Source organism: Marinospirillum celere, assembly GCF_900112235.1.
Lineage (GTDB): Bacteria > Pseudomonadota > Gammaproteobacteria > Pseudomonadales > Halomonadaceae > Marinospirillum > Marinospirillum celere.
On the sequence record NZ_FOLH01000001.1, the window covers coordinates 549,099 to 564,580 of the forward strand.

Annotated in this window: 15 protein-coding genes; 4 read left to right on the forward strand and 11 right to left on the reverse strand. The window is 50.5% G+C overall.

The genetic code is table 11. The features are described 5' to 3' along the window. Positions 1-20 precede the first annotated feature (20 nt). From lexA to BM185_RS02645, 3 genes are all read right to left on the reverse strand, one after another. Positions 21-647, reverse strand: a complete 627-nt coding sequence (gene lexA / locus BM185_RS02635) for a transcriptional repressor LexA (protein WP_091958833.1) — start codon at positions 645-647, stop codon at positions 21-23. A 121-nt stretch (positions 648-768) separates the two neighbouring features. Further along, positions 769-1,473 carry an SIMPL domain-containing protein gene (locus BM185_RS02640; RefSeq protein ID WP_091958836.1) on the reverse strand — a complete coding sequence of 235 codons (705 nt, stop codon included), beginning with the start codon at positions 1,471-1,473 and terminating at the stop codon, positions 769-771. 18 nt (positions 1,474-1,491) lie between these two features. Next, positions 1,492-2,847, reverse strand: a complete 1,356-nt coding sequence (locus tag BM185_RS02645; RefSeq protein WP_091958839.1) for an MATE family efflux transporter — start codon at positions 2,845-2,847, stop codon at positions 1,492-1,494. A 126-nt stretch (positions 2,848-2,973) separates the two neighbouring features. On the opposite strand from BM185_RS02645, the gene BM185_RS02650 reads away from it, so the two are divergent. Then, a complete protein-coding gene (locus BM185_RS02650) occupies positions 2,974-3,576 on the forward strand; it encodes an elongation factor P hydroxylase (protein WP_091958842.1) in 603 nt (200 codons plus the stop codon). On the opposite strand, the gene BM185_RS02655 is transcribed toward BM185_RS02650, so the two are convergent. The 7 genes from BM185_RS02655 to BM185_RS02685 all read right to left on the reverse strand — a co-directional run bounded on the left by BM185_RS02655 (position 3,562) and on the right by BM185_RS02685 (position 11,006). Continuing rightward, positions 3,562-4,611 carry an ABC transporter ATP-binding protein gene (locus BM185_RS02655; protein WP_218149360.1) on the reverse strand — a complete coding sequence of 350 codons (1,050 nt, stop codon included), beginning with the start codon at positions 4,609-4,611 and terminating at the stop codon, positions 3,562-3,564. The two genes, BM185_RS02650 and BM185_RS02655, sit on opposite strands and share 15 nt — an antisense overlap. Before the next feature lie 5 nt (positions 4,612-4,616). Further along, positions 4,617-6,209 (reverse strand): ABC transporter permease, encoded by a 1,593-nt coding sequence (locus BM185_RS02660; protein WP_218149361.1) that lies wholly within the window; start codon positions 6,207-6,209, stop codon positions 4,617-4,619. A gap of 118 nt (positions 6,210-6,327) precedes the next feature. Continuing rightward, positions 6,328-6,936: an ABC-type transport auxiliary lipoprotein family protein gene (locus BM185_RS02665; RefSeq protein ID WP_091958848.1), complete on the reverse strand. Its 609-nt coding sequence runs from the start codon at positions 6,934-6,936 to the stop codon at positions 6,328-6,330. Further along, positions 6,933-7,826 (reverse strand): MlaD family protein, encoded by an 894-nt coding sequence (locus BM185_RS02670; protein WP_091958851.1) that lies wholly within the window; start codon positions 7,824-7,826, stop codon positions 6,933-6,935. The genes BM185_RS02665 and BM185_RS02670 overlap by 4 nt, the downstream gene beginning before the upstream one ends. Further along, positions 7,823-8,614, reverse strand: coding sequence for an ABC transporter ATP-binding protein (locus BM185_RS02675; protein WP_091958854.1), 792 nt, complete (start codon positions 8,612-8,614; stop codon positions 7,823-7,825). Before BM185_RS02675 ends, BM185_RS02670 begins: the two co-directional genes overlap by 4 nt. A gap of 4 nt (positions 8,615-8,618) precedes the next feature. Beyond that, positions 8,619-9,710, reverse strand: coding sequence for an MlaE family ABC transporter permease (locus BM185_RS02680; RefSeq protein ID WP_091958857.1), 1,092 nt, complete (start codon positions 9,708-9,710; stop codon positions 8,619-8,621). Between the two features lie 54 nt (positions 9,711-9,764). Then, on the reverse strand, positions 9,765-11,006 hold the full coding sequence (locus tag BM185_RS02685) for a DEAD/DEAH box helicase (RefSeq protein WP_091958859.1): 1,242 nt from the start codon (positions 11,004-11,006) through the stop codon (positions 9,765-9,767). Between the two features lie 170 nt (positions 11,007-11,176). Between BM185_RS02685 and BM185_RS02690 the strand changes: the two genes are divergently transcribed. The 3 genes from BM185_RS02690 to BM185_RS02700 all read left to right on the forward strand — a co-directional run bounded on the left by BM185_RS02690 (position 11,177) and on the right by BM185_RS02700 (position 14,750). After that, entirely contained in the window at positions 11,177-12,694 is a 1,518-nt protein-coding gene (locus tag BM185_RS02690; RefSeq protein WP_091958861.1) for a fumarate hydratase, read from the forward strand. Between the two features lie 683 nt (positions 12,695-13,377). Further along, positions 13,378-14,082: a hypothetical protein gene (locus tag BM185_RS02695; protein WP_143089466.1), complete on the forward strand. Its 705-nt coding sequence runs from the start codon at positions 13,378-13,380 to the stop codon at positions 14,080-14,082. Next, positions 14,079-14,750, forward strand: coding sequence for a hypothetical protein (locus BM185_RS02700; RefSeq protein WP_143089467.1), 672 nt, complete (start codon positions 14,079-14,081; stop codon positions 14,748-14,750). Before BM185_RS02695 ends, BM185_RS02700 begins: the two co-directional genes overlap by 4 nt. A 253-nt stretch (positions 14,751-15,003) precedes the next feature. On the opposite strand, the gene BM185_RS02705 is transcribed toward BM185_RS02700, so the two are convergent. Then, entirely contained in the window at positions 15,004-15,408 is a 405-nt protein-coding gene (locus tag BM185_RS02705; RefSeq protein WP_091958870.1) for an IS66 family transposase, read from the reverse strand. Between the last annotated feature and the right edge of the window lie 74 nt (positions 15,409-15,482).

Sequence of the window (15,482 nt, forward strand, 5' to 3'; positions counted from 1 at the left end):
GTGCAAGCCAGTAGAAACTATCACTGCAGGTTTTGGTTAAAGCTATCACGAATCAAGCCAACTGCTAGGCCTTCAATGTTCAGGCTGCCCTGGGTCAGATCAACCTGAATGGGTTGAAAGTCTTCATTTTCAGGCAGTAGCCAAACGGTACTCCCTTCCTGTTTAAAGCGTTTGACGGTGACTTCATTATCAATACGGGCAACAACCAGCTGGCCATTCTTAGGCGCTTCCTGAGTGCGATGAACGGCGAGCAGATCACCCTCCATAATACCGATATCCTTCATGCTCAAGCCTTTCACTCTGAGCAGGTAGTCTGCTTTGGGTGAAAAGGAGTTCGGGTCCAACTGAAGATGAAAGTCAATATTCTCCTGGGCGAGCAGAGGGCTACCCGCAGCAACCTGGCCCAAAACAGGTAAACCATCTTCCTTGGGCGGCTCTTTAGGCAAGCGCAGCCCGCGAGAAGTGCCGGGCATCATTTCGATCGCCCCTTTTTTGGCCAGCGCTTTAAGGTGCTCTTCCGCGGCATTGGGTGATTTGAAGCCAAGCAGTTTGGAAATTTCTGCCCGCGTGGGTGGCATTCCTCTTTCCTGCATCGTTTGCTTAACGATATCCAGCACTTCTTGCTGGCGTTTGGTCAGTTTTTGCATGGCTTCAATTCCCGGTAATTGGCTGAAAGGGTATCCAGTTAGATGGATATACAGCTGGTCGGCTGACCAGCACTAGCTTTCTATACAGTATTCTAGCCTGTTACCGGTTGATTAGTAAAGATTAATCGAGCAGCTCAAATACCACTCTGACCTGCGCAGAGATTTCCACCAAGCCAGGTTCCATCACCGGCGCTGATTCGCGTGCGCTAGTGGCGCTCATCACAGCTGAACGGGGCTGGATGCCTGGGCCGGAAACTTCTTCAACCTGAAGTGCCTTACCCAGAGTCTGACCCAAGGTGCTCGCCATGATTTCAGCCTTGGCTTGGGCATCTTCAATAGCCGCCTGCAAAGCGGGATTGCGCTGGCTGGCCGTTTCAGTGCTGTGGTAGTGCAGAGGGCCTAGCTGGGTAGGTTCGCCCTGGCTGATTTTCTCAATCCATTCGCCAGCCATTTCAACGGGTAAATCCAGGATTTTCAAATCGCGGGTTGCGGTATAGCCCACAATTTGCCAGCTTTCATCACGGCGCTGTTGTTTGGGGTGAACGCGGACCTGGCCGGCTTCCAAACGGGCTTCATCCGGTAGTTGGCGTCTTAGGTTGCGCAGCAGATTGCCAAAACGGGACTCCAGTTCCTGTAAGGCCAGGCGGGAATCCTGGTGCTCACTACTGAAGTTGGCATGAATATCAATGCGGTCGGCTTGCAGGGTTATTTTTGCTTCGCCCTGAGTTTTCAAATGGGCTTGGGGTGCCCAATTACCCGCAGTGGCGCTGGTAGCCAAGCCTAGAGTTAATAACAAACCACCGAAGAAGGCTAGGTAGTTTTTCATGGGTTTCTCCTTGTTCACTTAATGATTGATAGCTGCCTGACTGGTCGATTTTAACCGCCACAATAACAGCACCGCAGCAAAGCTTAATCCAATAATCAGACCATACCAGAAGCCTTTGACTCCCTGAGGGCCCCAAGGGTTGTCTCCGAGAGCCAGCCACCAGCCACCACCCAGGCCGAGAACCCAGTAGGCAACCAGAGTAATAACCATAACCACGCGGGTGTCCTTGTAGCCTCTAAGCGCGCCCGCAGCATTGACCTGTAAGGCATCAGAAACCTGGTAAAGCACAGCCAGCTGAATCAGGCTTGCAGCAAGTAGCTGGACCTGATGGTTTTCTGAGTAGAGTTTGACAACCCAGGGTGCAGAAAACCACATAAAGAGCGCTGACAAGAGGGCGATAAGGCTACATAAAAGCACGCCCTGCCAGGCGACTTCACGTGCCAGGGCAGCCTGGTTAGAGCCAAGAGCGTGACCCACTTTGACAGTGAGTGCCATGCCCAGGCTGAGCGGAACCATAAAGATCAAGGTAGTAAAGTTAAAAGCCACCTGGTGGCCGGCTACCACAACTTCGCCCAAACCTCCAATAAACAGGGCAATGGTTGTGAACAGCGAGGCTTCAACAAAAATAGCCAGTCCTATGGGTAAGCCAATCCAAAAAATATGGCCGATAACCTTGAAGCGGGGTGCCTGCCAGGAGGAGAAAATGTTAAAGGTCCGGTAGCGTTGATTGAAATGCACATAGCCACTCAGCAATAAAGCCATCACCCAAAAACTCAGTGCGGTTGCATAGCCGCAGCCAACAGCGCCCAGTTGCGGAAAGCCAAGTTTGCCGTATATCAGAACATAATTAGCAGGAATATTGACCACTAGCCCGAAAAGACTGATGAAAAGAACCGGACGAGCATGATTGAGGCCTTCACAAAGACAGCGCAAGACCTGGAAAAAGGCTAAAGCTGGCAAACCCCAGGTCAAGGCTTTGAGATAGCCTGAAGCTAAATTGGCAACTTCAGGAGTCACGCCCATAAAGTTAAAAACCAGATAGCTGTTGGTCATAACCACCCAACCCAGGAGAATCATGACCAAGCTGACCCAGGTCGCTTGGTGAACCTTCTCAGCAAGGCTTTGCAACTGTTGGGCACCAGCGGCTTGAGCTACCAGCGGTGTGGTTGCCAGCAGGGTGCCAAAAATCAGTAGCATGATGGGCGCGAAAACACTGGTGCCCACGGCGACAGCAGCCAGATCAACAGCGCTGAGCCGGCCTGCCATCAGGGTATCCACAACACCCATCCCGGTTTGTGCCAAATGGGCGCCCAGGAGGGGCAGGGCCAGAAGAAGCAGGGGTTTATTGAGTTGCCAAAAGCGGGAGTTGCGCATGAGTTTTTAAATCAGAAAAAAGTAAGAATCAGCGCAGGATACACTAATTTCCAAAAAATAGACTGTTTGGTCTGCATAAAATGAGTAGAATCAGCGCCTTCAATTGATTGATTTGGTGTGGGATGCATGTTGAGTAACCAAGATCCAGAATATCAAGCGTGTGAAAAGCTGATCAAGTTGTTTGAAGACGTCTTTTATTCGCGTTATCAGACGCGACTAGTGCGCGGTGGCGAAGAACCTCTCTACCTGCCTGCCAGTAAAACTGGCAAGGACCATCAGATCATTTTTGCCCGGGGCTTTTTCAATAGTGCCCTGCATGAATTGGCTCATTGGTGTGTTGCTGGTCAGGAAAGGCGTCAGCTGGAAGATTTTGGCTACTGGTATGTTCCTGATGGACGCTCAGCCGCTCAACAAAGAAGTTTTGAAAAAGTTGAAGTGCGCCCGCAGGCTTATGAGCAGTGCTTTACCCTGGCCAGTGGTCGTCCCTTTAACATCAGTGCCGATAACCTGTCTGGCCAGCCGGGTGATACTCGAAGTTTTGAAGAAGCGGTGCATCAACTGACCTGGAAGCTGTTGTTTGCCGGGCAGTTGCAAGGGCGAGCCCGAGAGCTGTTTGATGCTCTTTGTCAGGCCTGGGATAACCCTTTTGAAGACTGGCAGCAAAGCGCCCGACAAAATCTTGAACAGCGTCTTGCCGAGCTGGCTGCTGCAGAATCAAAGGCCTGCTGAGGGTAGGACGGAAGCCTGGCGGGCTGAAGCCAGGGTGACATGGCTACCGACTTCAAAATAATTATGGCTGGGTGTAATGGCGCAATATTGCACGCCATCCTGCTCCAAAACATAAAGGTAGTCGTGGCCCCTAAACTCACGATCAACGACCCTTGCTGCCTGAGGATTATCACTGGCAGTTAGTTCCAAATCTTCTGGACGTAACGAGAGCTGAACATCGCCTTCGCTGGCCGTATGCAGATTGATATTGCCCAGAGGCGTCTCTGCAAAGCCACCCAGGGCCCGCCCAGGAAGCAGGTTGGTGTGCCCTAAAAATTTGGCAACAAAGGCATTGGCTGGATGCTGATAAACCTGCTGGGGTGTATCCATTTGAATCAGTCGGCCTTTCTGCATCACTCCTACCTTGTCGGCAAAAGTCATGGCTTCGGCCTGGTCGTGAGTGACCAGGATTACTGAAGTGCCAGCTTCCTTGAAGAGGCTACGCATTTCTTTACGGGTACTTTCACGCAGCGCTGCATCCAGGTTGGAAAAAGGCTCATCCAATAACACCAGCTCAGGTTCCGCAGCTAGGGTACGGGCGAGGGCAACCCTTTGTTGTTGACCACCAGAAAGCTCATGCGGATAACGCTTGGCATAATCGGTAAGTCCAACCAGTTCCAGCCACTGCATGGCTTTGTCTTGTTGTTGAGACTTGGGCAGATGGCGCATTGCAAAGGTGACATTGCGCAGCAGTGACATATGCGGGAAAAGAGCGTAATCCTGAAAAACGATTCCGATATTGCGTTTTTGTGGGGGCAACTCAGTGACATCTCTGCGATGCAGGTAAATCTGACCCGCTGTAGGATGCTCAAAGCCTGCCAGCATACGTAGGGTGGTGGTTTTACCACAGCCACTAGGCCCCAGAAGCGCCAGAATTTCACCTGTATAGAGCTGAAAGCTGACTTGCTCTACGGCAAGATCATTGCCTTCCTGGTAACGCTTGCTTAAGCCTTCAACGGCCATCAAGGCTTGCTGGTCGGCTGCAACTTTATGCATCGAATTCATTGCTTGCCCTCGCGATTAAGGACCATGCCTACAGAGAGGCTGGAAAAAATGACAATAGCTGCTGCAAAGGGGGCTGCTTCCGCCATCAGGCCTTCAGAGGTGCGACTGAAAACCGTAACAGCCAGGGTGGTATAGCCGGTTGGTGCTAACAGGAAAGTAATCGGCAGCTCTTTCATGCAGAACAGGAAAACGATGGCAATCGAAGCCAGAATACCCCGCCGCAGGCGTGGAAAAATGACGTGGAAAAAGGTGCTAACAGGCCCATGGCCTAGCGAGAAGGAGGCTTCCTCAAGGTTAGCTCGGGTTTGCATTAAAGAGCTGCGAATCGGGCCCATCGCCAGAGCCAGGGTAGCCAGTGCCCAGGTGAAGATGAGCAGTGCCAGAGTTTGATAGAGGAAATAAGCGGTATGCAGGGCAAAGAAAACCATGGCCAGGGCCAGGGTTAGCGGCGGTAGGGCATAGCCTATATAGGTGGATCTTTCGATAGCTGTGGAGATGCGTGAAGGATAGCGCACCAATAAATAAGCAATAGGCAGAGCAAAACCTGCTGCAACCAGGGCGGCAGGTAGGGCCGCACTTGCCGAGCGCAGGAAGGTGCCGGGCACCTCTAAAAAGAACCTGAGATCGGGTGGCGAAAGAAACAACCAATAGGACAGAATCATAACTGGCAAGCCGATCGAGCTTAGAAAGATCACGGCCAGGTAGACCCATGCAGGTAAGGCCTTCCAGCCCAGTTTGCTGGCGGCCTTGGGTCGGGCAATGCCACTACCGACACTGGCTAGACGTTTACGTTTGAGAACCAGGGTTTCCATCAACACAAAACTGCCTGCCAGAGCCAGCAGCATCAGGGACAGCCAGGCAGCATAGATGCGATCAAAGGCACTGGAATACTGGGTATAAATGGCATAACTGAAGGCTTCATAGCGCATTAGAGCGACTGCCCCAAAATCACCCATGACATAAAGACCAATAACGAGCCAGCCGGCCATCAGGGCAGGAGCCATGTGCGGCAGAAGTATTTTGAAGAAAATAGCTCTTTGACTGTAACCAAAGGACTGGGCGCTTTCTTCCAGGCTGCGATCAAACCCCAGAAAAGTGGCCCTTAGGTTTAGAAAAAGATAAGGAAAGGTATACAGGCTCAGTGCCAGAACAGCCCCGGTATAGCCTTGAATGCGTGGCAATTCCCAGCCAAAAAGCTGGGCAAAAACACCATAGTGCCCACCCAGGCCTAGTAGGGCGTAGGCCATGACATAGCCGGGAACGGCAAGCGGAACCACGGCCAGAATAGTAATCAGCCGTTTGCAGGAGATATCGGTGCGGGTCACTAACCAGGCAGTGGGTAGGGCCATCAGAGTGGTGAGAACCAAAACACCCAGAGTCAACTTCAAGGTATTAAAAAGTAAATCCAGATTACGCTGACGCAGAATCAACTCAGCCAGTTCACCGCTATCTGCCTGAAAAGCCCGTAAAAATAAATAAAAAAGCGGGAGCACCATGGCCAGTGCAGCAACTACAGAAGGGATCAGGATGTAAAACGGCGGTCTTTGCCCCCATATCCTGTAAATGTAGCTAGCAGCACTGGTGGTCATTGAAAGGTTTAGCCTGGCTCAATTCAGTTGGTTGGAAGGGCAGAAATTACCCGGATTAAAGGCACTTAACTCTACTAAAGCTAGCAGATTCATTAAGATTTGTAAATGATAATTATACTCAGATTGATTTGTCCCAATAGGCTTCCAACCGCTGATTTAGGTCTTCTGCCCAGTTTTGCAGCCACTCCTGACTGGCTTGAGCCAGCCCTGGAGCCGAGAGTTCGGTAACGGCTTGTTCGCCTCGCCACTGGTGTTGCAAGAGGCTATTGCCTTGGCTGTTGAGCAGATTGGCCTGCAGGCTAATGATTAGTTTTTCCTGGCGGGTATCCAGATACCAATGCTGAAGATGAACACGTAAACGATAATCGGACCGGAAGCCGGGAGTATCCAGACTAACCGCTTTGGACCAGGACTGGGCCGCCAGATAGTCGGCCAGCAAGGACTGGACTTGCTGGTCTAGGCTTTCTGTCCAAAGATGGCGACTAAAAGGCATCAGCACAAAATCTTGATCCTGATACCAAAGGTCTGTTTGTCTCAGGGGAGAACTGGCTAGGGGTCTTTCCACTGCCAAGCGGATTTGGTGCTTGGGCTCCTGGTCGCCTTCCTGCTGTAGAGTTAAAGCCTGCAACTGAAGAAGTCGTGGTGTCGGCTCAGGTTCAGGCAGTAGCGTGCAGGCGCTCATAGTCACGGTTACAAGGATGACGCCTAGCAGATAAAAAGGTTTCATTCTCCGGGTCCTCGGGGTTGAATCTGATTACCTCTCAGCCAGCTGCCACTTTCCAGCCTTAACTGTTCCAGCAGGCGTTCAGCCTGTTGTAGCGTCGGTGCCAGTTGTCGGGCACTGGTGCTGGTATCTTCGGACAGGTGTTGTAGCTGGAGTTGCAAGGTTTCAAGCTGACGGCTCAGTCCTTTTTCCAGACTGTCCAACTGGTCGGGGAGTTGACGTGCTCTTAGGGTTAACTCATAAGTGAGTTCTTCCAAAGTGGTTGCCAGTTTTTCATAAGTTTTTGGGTTCACTTCCTGCAAGCGCTGCTCAGCCGTTGTCGCCAGCTGTTGGCTGGCTTGCATCAAACCCAGGATTTGTTCACGCATTTCCGGGTTGGTCATCATCTCCAACTGATCACTGACCCGGTTGAAAGATTGTAAAAGGCTGCCAAGTTTGTCACTCAGCTCATCCAGGCTATCGGTAAACTGCACTAAACGTGAAGCGCGGCTGGGTATTTCTGCTGGGTTGTCCCTGCTGGTGACTAGGCGTGTGCCTCTGGAGTTACTGCTTTGCAGCTCAACAAAGAGAAGGCCTGTAACTCCCTGGTGCTGAAGGGTCGAAAAAGTATCTGAACGTATGGGGGCGTTTGCATCCAGCATCAGTCGCAGCTCAACCCGTTCATTGGGGTCATTGACCAAAGAAATTTTGTCAACATAGCCGATGGGAACGCCGCGATACTTAACCTGAGCTCTTTCATTTAGCCCGGAAACCGAATCATAAAAATAGGTTACATAGGGCAGGCGGTCTGTAGAGCGGCTTTCATGAGTCATCCAACTGGCAATCCCAAGACCGGCAAGGATCAAAACAACCACAAAAGCGCCAACCAGCGTGTAATTGATTCTTGGATTCATGAGGTTTCACCTCGCGTCAGCTGACTGGTCATCGCCCGATTGGCTCGGGTATTGGCAAAATAGTGACTGATATCTGGATCCTGATTGTTGATGAGTGTTTTCATAGGCTCCTTGGCTAGCACCCTTTTGCGTCCAATAAAAGCAACCTGATCCGTCACCCGCCATAAAGAATCCAAATCATGGGTTACCAGTATCAAGGTTAGGTCCAGTTTGGCATGTAAATCCAAAATGAGTTCATCAAAAGCACTCGCACTGGCTGGGTCAAGGCCAGCTGTAGGCTCATCTAATAATAGCAAGTTAGGGTCCAGTGCCAGGGCTCTCGCTACAGCAGCCCGTTTGAGCATGCCGCCACTCAGCTCCTGAGGTAGCTTGTGGGCTGCATTGGTTGGTAGTCCGACCAGTTGGATTTTAAGCATTGCTAATTCTTTAAGCAGGCTTTCAGGCAGTTTTTGATGCTCACGCAGAGGCAGCATGACATTTTCTAAAAGGCTCAGGCTGGTAAAAAGCGCACCCTGTTGAAACATCATACCCATCCGGGTACGCATGAGCTTGAGTTCCGCAGTGCTCAGTTTCTTCACATTCTGACCAAAAAGCTTGATATTACCGGCTTCTGGTTCTGTGAGCAGGGCCAGCTCGCTCAGCAAGACTGACTTACCGCAACCACTGCCACCAACTAAGGCCAGCCGCTCTCCCTGTAAGACCTGGAGATTGAGATTTTGATGAATACGCTGCATACCAAAACGGGTTTTGATATTGCTGAGCTCAATAATAGGGCTTGGTTTATCCATCGCTTTACCAGCCTATATTGCTAAAAATGATGGAGAAAACAGCATCGGTTACGATGACCAGAAAAATGGCCTGCACTACGCTGCGGGTCGTGCGATGGCCAACAGCCTCAGCGCCGCCCCGAGCCAGCATGCCCTGCATACAGCCTACAGTGACGATAATTAAAGCAAAAACCGGAGCCTTAACCAGGCCAATCCAATAGTGGGCAACATCAATTTCATCACCCAGACGATTCCAAAAAGCCGTGGGGCTAACATCCAACTGAACACTGGCTACCAGCATCCCGCCACCCAGCCCAGCCAGATTGGCCATGACTGTTAAAAGGGGCAAAACAATCAGTAAGCCCAGCAATTTGGGAATAACCAACCAGGCATAGGGGTCCTGGCCGAGACTTTTCAGGGCTAAAACCTCTTGGTTCATATTCATGGTGGCAATTTGCGCGGCATAGGCAGAACCTGAGCGTCCAGCAACCAAAATAGCTGCAATCAGCGGGCCCAGTTCCCGTAAATGGGTAATAGCAACCAGCTCAACAATAAAGATGTTGGCGCCATAGGTTTTTAATTGCAGTCCACCTTGCCAGGCCACGACTGCGCCCAATAAGAAGCCCATCAAGGCAATAATAGGGACTGCATGAAGGCCATCGCGTTGGATGACATCCAGCACCAGTTTGGCTTTTAAACGTTGGGGGTGGCGAAGCAGGTTGAGCAGGGCAAGCGTTAAGCGACCGAGAAAATCAAGCAATTCACGGCCATGACGAAGGCTATTGAGAGTGCGATAACCCAGATCAGCCAGCGTATTCAGGCGTGTTTGTTTGGGAACCTTGGCCTGGCGTTTATCAACCAGCTCCAAAAGTGCTTGTTGCTCGGTGGTTAATCCTTGGGGCCAGTGGTCTGGGTTGTTGCCAAACAGCTTCATAAAGACCAAAGCGCCGTTGGTATCCATTTGGCCGCATTCCAGCCGTAGCTCGGAAACGGCCAGCTTGTTCAGGCGTTTTTCCAGTTGCAACCATTGTGTGAGTCTGGCTGTGGTCCAGTCTCCCAGAAGGACTGAACCCTCTGCCTGACTTAGAATTCTGGGTTGGCCGGAAACTCCATCCATTTAAGGCTCCACTTGCTTTGCTTGCCTCTATTGTTAATGAAATCCCCTGTTTTGTCAGCCAGCGGTAGCCACTTTCTTGGCCGCAGGCTTGGCTGAGCGCCTGGGTCTGGAAGAACGATTTCCCGGCTTAGCGGGCTGGCGTGCTGGAGGGCTGGCCGCTTGGGGATTGGTCGAATAGCCAGGTGTTTTAGTGCGTGGCAGATTCTGTTTGATCAAACGCTCAATACCCTTCAGCAACTTTTCTTCATCACTGGCGACCAGGGAAACAGCCTGTCCGCTGGCACCTGCACGACCAGTACGACCAATGCGGTGTACATAGTCTTCAGCAACATTGGGCAGCTCATAGTTGACGACCTGTGGCAGGAGATCAATATCCAAGCCCCGAGCAGCAATATCGGTAGCAACCAGCAGCTGAATACTCTTGTCTTTGAAACCGGCCAGAGCCTTGGTACGAGCGGCCTGACTTTTGTTGCCATGAATCGCTGCCGCCTTGAAACCACCTTCTTCCAAGTACTTGGTCAGCTTGTTGGCACCATGCTTGGTTTTGGTGAAAATCAGCGTTTGGCCCCAGCCGTTATCAACCAGCAGTTTGACCAACAGACTTGGCTTTTGTTTTTTATCAACCAGATAAACACTCTGCTCGACTTTTTCAGCGGTGGAATTCTGAGGGCTGACAGAAATCTCAACCGGATTATTCACCAGGCCTTTAGCCAGAGTGCGAATTTCTTTTGAAAAAGTTGCTGAAAACAGCAGGTTCTGGCGTTTCGGTGGCAGAACTTTCAAAATTCGTTTGATATCGTGAATAAAGCCCATATCCAGCATACGGTCAGCTTCATCCAGTACTAAAACTTCCAGATGATCAAATTTCACTGCATTTTGATTATAAAGATCCAGCAGGCGTCCGGGAGTGGCAACCAGAATATCGGCACCGCGACGCAGCTTCATCATCTGTGGATTGATCTTAACGCCACCAAACACCACGGCAGATTTCAACGGCAGCTGACGACCATAGAGAGCCACGCTTTCTGCGACCTGAGCAGCCAGCTCGCGGGTCGGTGTCAGAATCAAACAACGCACCTGATTTGACTTGGCGGGCAGGCCTTTGGAAAGGCGCTCCAGAATAGGCAGCGTAAAACCAGCCGTTTTGCCTGTGCCTGTTTGGGCAGCCGCCATCATGTCCTTGCCTTCCATAATCGCAGGAATAGCTTGGGCTTGAATGGGGGTAGGGTGGGTATAGCCTTGGTCTTTCAGGGCAGCAAGAATCGGGGCGCTTAGGCCCAGAGAGGAAAAAGTCATTGAATAAGGGAATCTCGGTAAAATAGAAGAGCGTCTTGTTAGACGTGGGATCAGCTTACAGTAACCGGCCGCTGACAGCCAGCCTTATTGCTACGACTTATGACTGGCTGGTCTGCAAAAGTCAGGGTGGTATACTTGCGCGCGATATAACAGACCAAGAGGACTCGTTTATGACCGTTATCCGCCAGGACGACTTGATTCAGAGTGTTGCCGATGCTCTGCAATTCATCTCCTACTATCATCCAAAAGACTTCATCGACTCCCTGAATGAAGCCTACGAGCGTGAAGAATCACCTGCTGCCAAGGATGCCATGGCCCAGATTCTGATCAACTCACGCATGTGTGCCCAGGGCCATCGTCCTATTTGTCAGGATACCGGCATCGTCACCGTATTTCTTGAAGTGGGCATGGATGTAAGCTGGGAAGGCGCGACCATGAGTGTAGAAGACATGGTCAACGAAGGTGTACGTAAAGCCTACCTGCTGCCCGACAATGTTCTGCGCGCCTCGGTTCTGGCTGATCCTGATGGCAAGCGTGCCAACACCAAGGACAACACCCCGGCGATCATCCACGTCAAACTGGTTCCCGGTAACACCGTTGATGTTCACGTTGCTGCCAAAGGCGGTGGCTCTGAGGCCAAATCCAAATTTGCCATGCTCAACCCTTCTGATGATGTCGTGGAATGGGTACTGGAACAGATTCCTAAAATGGGTGCAGGCTGGTGTCCACCTGGCATGCTGGGTATCGGTATTGGTGGCACGGCAGAAAAAGCCATGCTGCTGGCCAAAGAAGCCCTGCTGGAACCCATTGATATTCATGACCTGCAGAAAAAAGGTGCCGAAACCCGTTCTGAAGAACTGCGCCTGGAACTCTTCGACAAGGTCAACAAACTCGGCATCGGTGCCCAGGGCCTGGGCGGCCTGACTACCGTGCTGGATGTCAAAGTAAAAGACTACCCCACCCACGCCGCCAACAAGCCAGTGGCGATTATTCCCAACTGTGCCGCCACCCGCCACACTCATTTTGTTCTGGATGGCTCCGGCCCTGCTGCCCTGGAAGCACCCAAACTGGAAGACTGGCCTGAAGTCACCCGTGAAGTGGGTGAGGGCGTCAAGCGCATCAACCTCAACACCGTGACCCGTGAAGAAGTGAAAGACCTGAAACCCGGTGATGTGGTGCTGCTGTCCGGCAAAATGCTGACTGGCCGTGATGCGGCTCACAAGCGCATGGTGGATATGATCAACAAGGGTGAAGAGCTGCCTGTTGATCTGAATGGCAAATTTATCTACTACGTAGGCCCGGTAGACCCTGTCCGTGAAGAAGTGGTTGGCCCTGCTGGCCCCACCACAGCAACCCGCATGGACAAATTCACCCGCACCGTACTGGAAAAAACCGGCCTGCTGGGCATGATCGGCAAATCCGAACGTGGCCCCATTGCCATTGATGCCATTCGTGACAACGAAGCCGTTTACCTGATGGCTGTGGGTGGTGCTGCCTACCTGGTTGCCCAGGCCATCAAAAATGCCAAAGTCCTCGCCTTTGAAGACCTGGGAATGGAAGCTATCTACGAATTCGACGTAGAAGACATGCCCGTCACCGTTGCCGTGGATGTTAAAGGTGACTCCATCCACAACATCGGCCCCGCCAAATGGAAAGAAATCATCGCCAAAGACGCTTCTGGCAGCTGATGATTTGACCCCGCCGACAACCCCAGGGAAGGGGTTGTTGCATCCGAAAACAAATCAAACCCTACCAGGCCCCTCAAGACAAACCTGGAACAGGGGTAAAACCAGCTTGCTCTGTTGCCCCAACTGCCAGAGTCCAGTGGTTAAAACCCCTGGAACAGCAAAAAGGGATGACGCGCCAGAAGAGCTTGCACTAAACAGCAGTTGAGTAGAAGCAGGCTGACTGAACCCTGTCCAGGAAAACAACCGCTTGAACCCGAGTTGACCCATGCCCTTGCGCTCAAAAAGGAAAACCGGTAAAAAGTCAGTAGAGATGATCGCAGAGGCAGCAAAAAAAGCCTGAAAGCGACCAAAAAACAGCCTGAAGGGATCGCCCGCCCAGACAGCAAAAGGCCAGGGAAAGCCGGATCTGAAAAAGCAAACTCCCTAGCCCCCACCTCTGAGCCAGCGGCCGTTCAACATGCGGTTATGCGACAGCTGCGCCGTCCGCATAACCGCTTAAGAGTTAGATTTTAAAGAATGGGATAGCTATGAGCTCAAGCCTGACCCTCCATTTTGATGGAGATATCGTTTCGAATCATTTTGTTTCCGCTCGTACATTGGGAAGGTCACTCGTTCACACACAGAATGCGGTAGATAGGGCGTTCCTCGACCTTAAGTACGGGAACCTCTGGAAGCATGCGAGGATGAAGGCCGATGACTATCACGAAGCTGACTTTATTGCGCTATATCCTGAGGAAGGTGGTTTTGTTCAGAAGTTATTGTCTGATTCTGGTAAAGCGATAGTTGATCGCATTTCTTCTGCGCTTGGCCCCGCAATGGATCGGGTGCTCCAAGAAGGGGAAGAGGTTTCCGATTCGCTCCAGCAACAGGTAACCAATAGAAAAAATCAAATTGAAAATGGGGTTATAGAACCCTCCTCATTCCAATATATTTTGGAGAACCCCGGGAATCATGTTGTTAGAGGTTATGCGGACCGCTCAATAAATAGGGAGATTGATCAAGTTCTATCAATGATTCGCTCGCAAAGCTCTGGTGATAGCCTTCTTGAAATAACTGCGGAAGGCAGTAGAACTGAAAAATATCAATTTAATCGGTTCAGGAGTGTTCGCTTCCACTCTATAATATCAAAAAGGCAGATTGGCGAACCCGTCATTTATGTAGCTAGAATCAGGCAGCTAGATCGGCAACTGTTAAATGGGAAAATAGTCAACCAAGAAAATGACAAAACATTGACGATTAGGTTTGCGGATGATTCTGATTTTTTAAAAGCTCATCCGTACTTAGGGAATAATGACGAAATGGTGTTTATTGGAGCGCCTATCATTGAATATGGTGCTTTCGATCCGAATGCTGGCGACATCTATTTCATCGACCTCATGGGGTCATGATGATTGATCTAGTCGAATCTCTCAAAGAAAAGTATGCAGAAGAAACTGGCTGGTCTTTCAGTTTCTTTGAGGTTGTGGCATTCTCTTTGTATTTGTTTTTTGTGAGCTTCTTGTTTGAAAATGGTGCCGGAGGAGCTTGGCATCAGTTTCTAACTTCAGGGCTTCATGACTTGGCGGTTGGCGACTCATCTATATTTAAAAAAGCCAGCACCCTTGAATACATAATTTCTCTAATGTCATTGCTGATCACAATAACGGTTTACAGATATTTACAGTCAAAAATATATGACTTTCTTTCCACGCTAAGAGATATGAGCGGATATGTTGCGAGACTAAATAAAAAGTATGGCGATGTTGAGAAAAGTGGCCAGGCAATGAAGATATATATAGCAAAGGAAGCGGCAAATGATAAGAAAAAATATATGCGGCAGGTATCGATGTTAAGTGGCCTTGGATTGCTTTCTATTGCAGGTCTCATAGCAACCACGCCTTTCCTTTTTGTTTTGGACTTAGTCAACTATTTTTCAGCTATAACTTGTGTGTTGATATTTTTGGCAGCTCAATGGTTTGCTTTTGTGAAATACACATCGCAAGTGTTGCCTCGGCTAATATTAGAAAAAAAAGCTAGGGGCGAAGCAGTCAAATTTGGTGAGGGACTTCGAGAATAATCTAACAATTCGCGTCACGCGGATGCTGTACTTGCTCCGTTTTAGTGGATACCTTCAATCACCACTGGAGGTGCTACAATGCCGCGATACAACAACCCCAGAAAAACACGCCAGTACAGCTTTGAGTTCAGTAAGCGAGCCAGCAACCCCACCTTGACGACTACTGATAGCTTCCCACCATTTGTAATGGTGAGGCTCTCACCTTTCTTGATTGTGTGGTTTTTCCTTCCCTATTCTGTATATAGGGAAGGACTCAGCTCCAGGGCAGCAGTTTGTGGAGGTCTTCTTCAGTTTCTGCCCTGGGCAACTGCTCGAAGACCCTGCAGAGGTAGGTGTAGGGTTCGATGTTGTTGGCTTTTGCCGTCTCGATCAGGCTGTAGAGGTTGGCACTGGCCTGAGCGCCTTTGGGAGGATCACTGAACAGCCAGTTTTTGTGTCCGATCACGAAGGGGCGGATGGCGTTTTCTGCCGGGTTGTTGTCCAGCGGGATACGGCTGTCTTTCAGGAACAGTGTCAGGTGATCCCATTGATTGTGCAGGTAGGTCAAGGCAGTACCCAGCTTGCCCTTGGGCAGGGTGTGTTCCAGGCTTTTCTTTAACCAGTTTTGGATGGCATCAATCACCTGTTGGGTCTCTTCCTGGCGCTTTTGCAGGTGCATAATGTTGTTTAGCCATATCGCTTACGGTGAGTTCTAATCCATTAATCTTCTGTTAATCTCCTGTTATTTGTAGG

Coding starts and splice junctions, on each gene's coding strand:
- lexA (WP_091958833.1), bottom strand. CDS start 647: ATGCAAAAACTGACCAAACGCCAGCAAGAAGTGCTGGATATCGTTAAG.
- BM185_RS02640 (WP_091958836.1), bottom strand. CDS start 1,473: ATGAAAAACTACCTAGCCTTCTTCGGTGGTTTGTTATTAACTCTAGGC.
- BM185_RS02645 (WP_091958839.1), bottom strand. CDS start 2,847: ATGCGCAACTCCCGCTTTTGGCAACTCAATAAACCCCTGCTTCTTCTG.
- BM185_RS02650 (WP_091958842.1), top strand. CDS start 2,974: ATGTTGAGTAACCAAGATCCAGAATATCAAGCGTGTGAAAAGCTGATC.
- BM185_RS02655 (WP_218149360.1), bottom strand. CDS start 4,611: ATGCATAAAGTTGCAGCCGACCAGCAAGCCTTGATGGCCGTTGAAGGC.
- BM185_RS02660 (WP_218149361.1), bottom strand. CDS start 6,209: ATGACCACCAGTGCTGCTAGCTACATTTACAGGATATGGGGGCAAAGA.
- BM185_RS02665 (WP_091958848.1), bottom strand. CDS start 6,936: ATGAAACCTTTTTATCTGCTAGGCGTCATCCTTGTAACCGTGACTATG.
- BM185_RS02670 (WP_091958851.1), bottom strand. CDS start 7,826: ATGAATCCAAGAATCAATTACACGCTGGTTGGCGCTTTTGTGGTTGTT.
- BM185_RS02675 (WP_091958854.1), bottom strand. CDS start 8,614: ATGGATAAACCAAGCCCTATTATTGAGCTCAGCAATATCAAAACCCGT.
- BM185_RS02680 (WP_091958857.1), bottom strand. CDS start 9,710: ATGGATGGAGTTTCCGGCCAACCCAGAATTCTAAGTCAGGCAGAGGGT.
- BM185_RS02685 (WP_091958859.1), bottom strand. CDS start 11,006: ATGACTTTTTCCTCTCTGGGCCTAAGCGCCCCGATTCTTGCTGCCCTG.
- BM185_RS02690 (WP_091958861.1), top strand. CDS start 11,177: ATGACCGTTATCCGCCAGGACGACTTGATTCAGAGTGTTGCCGATGCT.
- BM185_RS02695 (WP_143089466.1), top strand. CDS start 13,378: ATGAAGGCCGATGACTATCACGAAGCTGACTTTATTGCGCTATATCCT.
- BM185_RS02700 (WP_143089467.1), top strand. CDS start 14,079: ATGATGATTGATCTAGTCGAATCTCTCAAAGAAAAGTATGCAGAAGAA.
- BM185_RS02705 (WP_091958870.1), bottom strand. CDS start 15,408: ATGCACCTGCAAAAGCGCCAGGAAGAGACCCAACAGGTGATTGATGCC.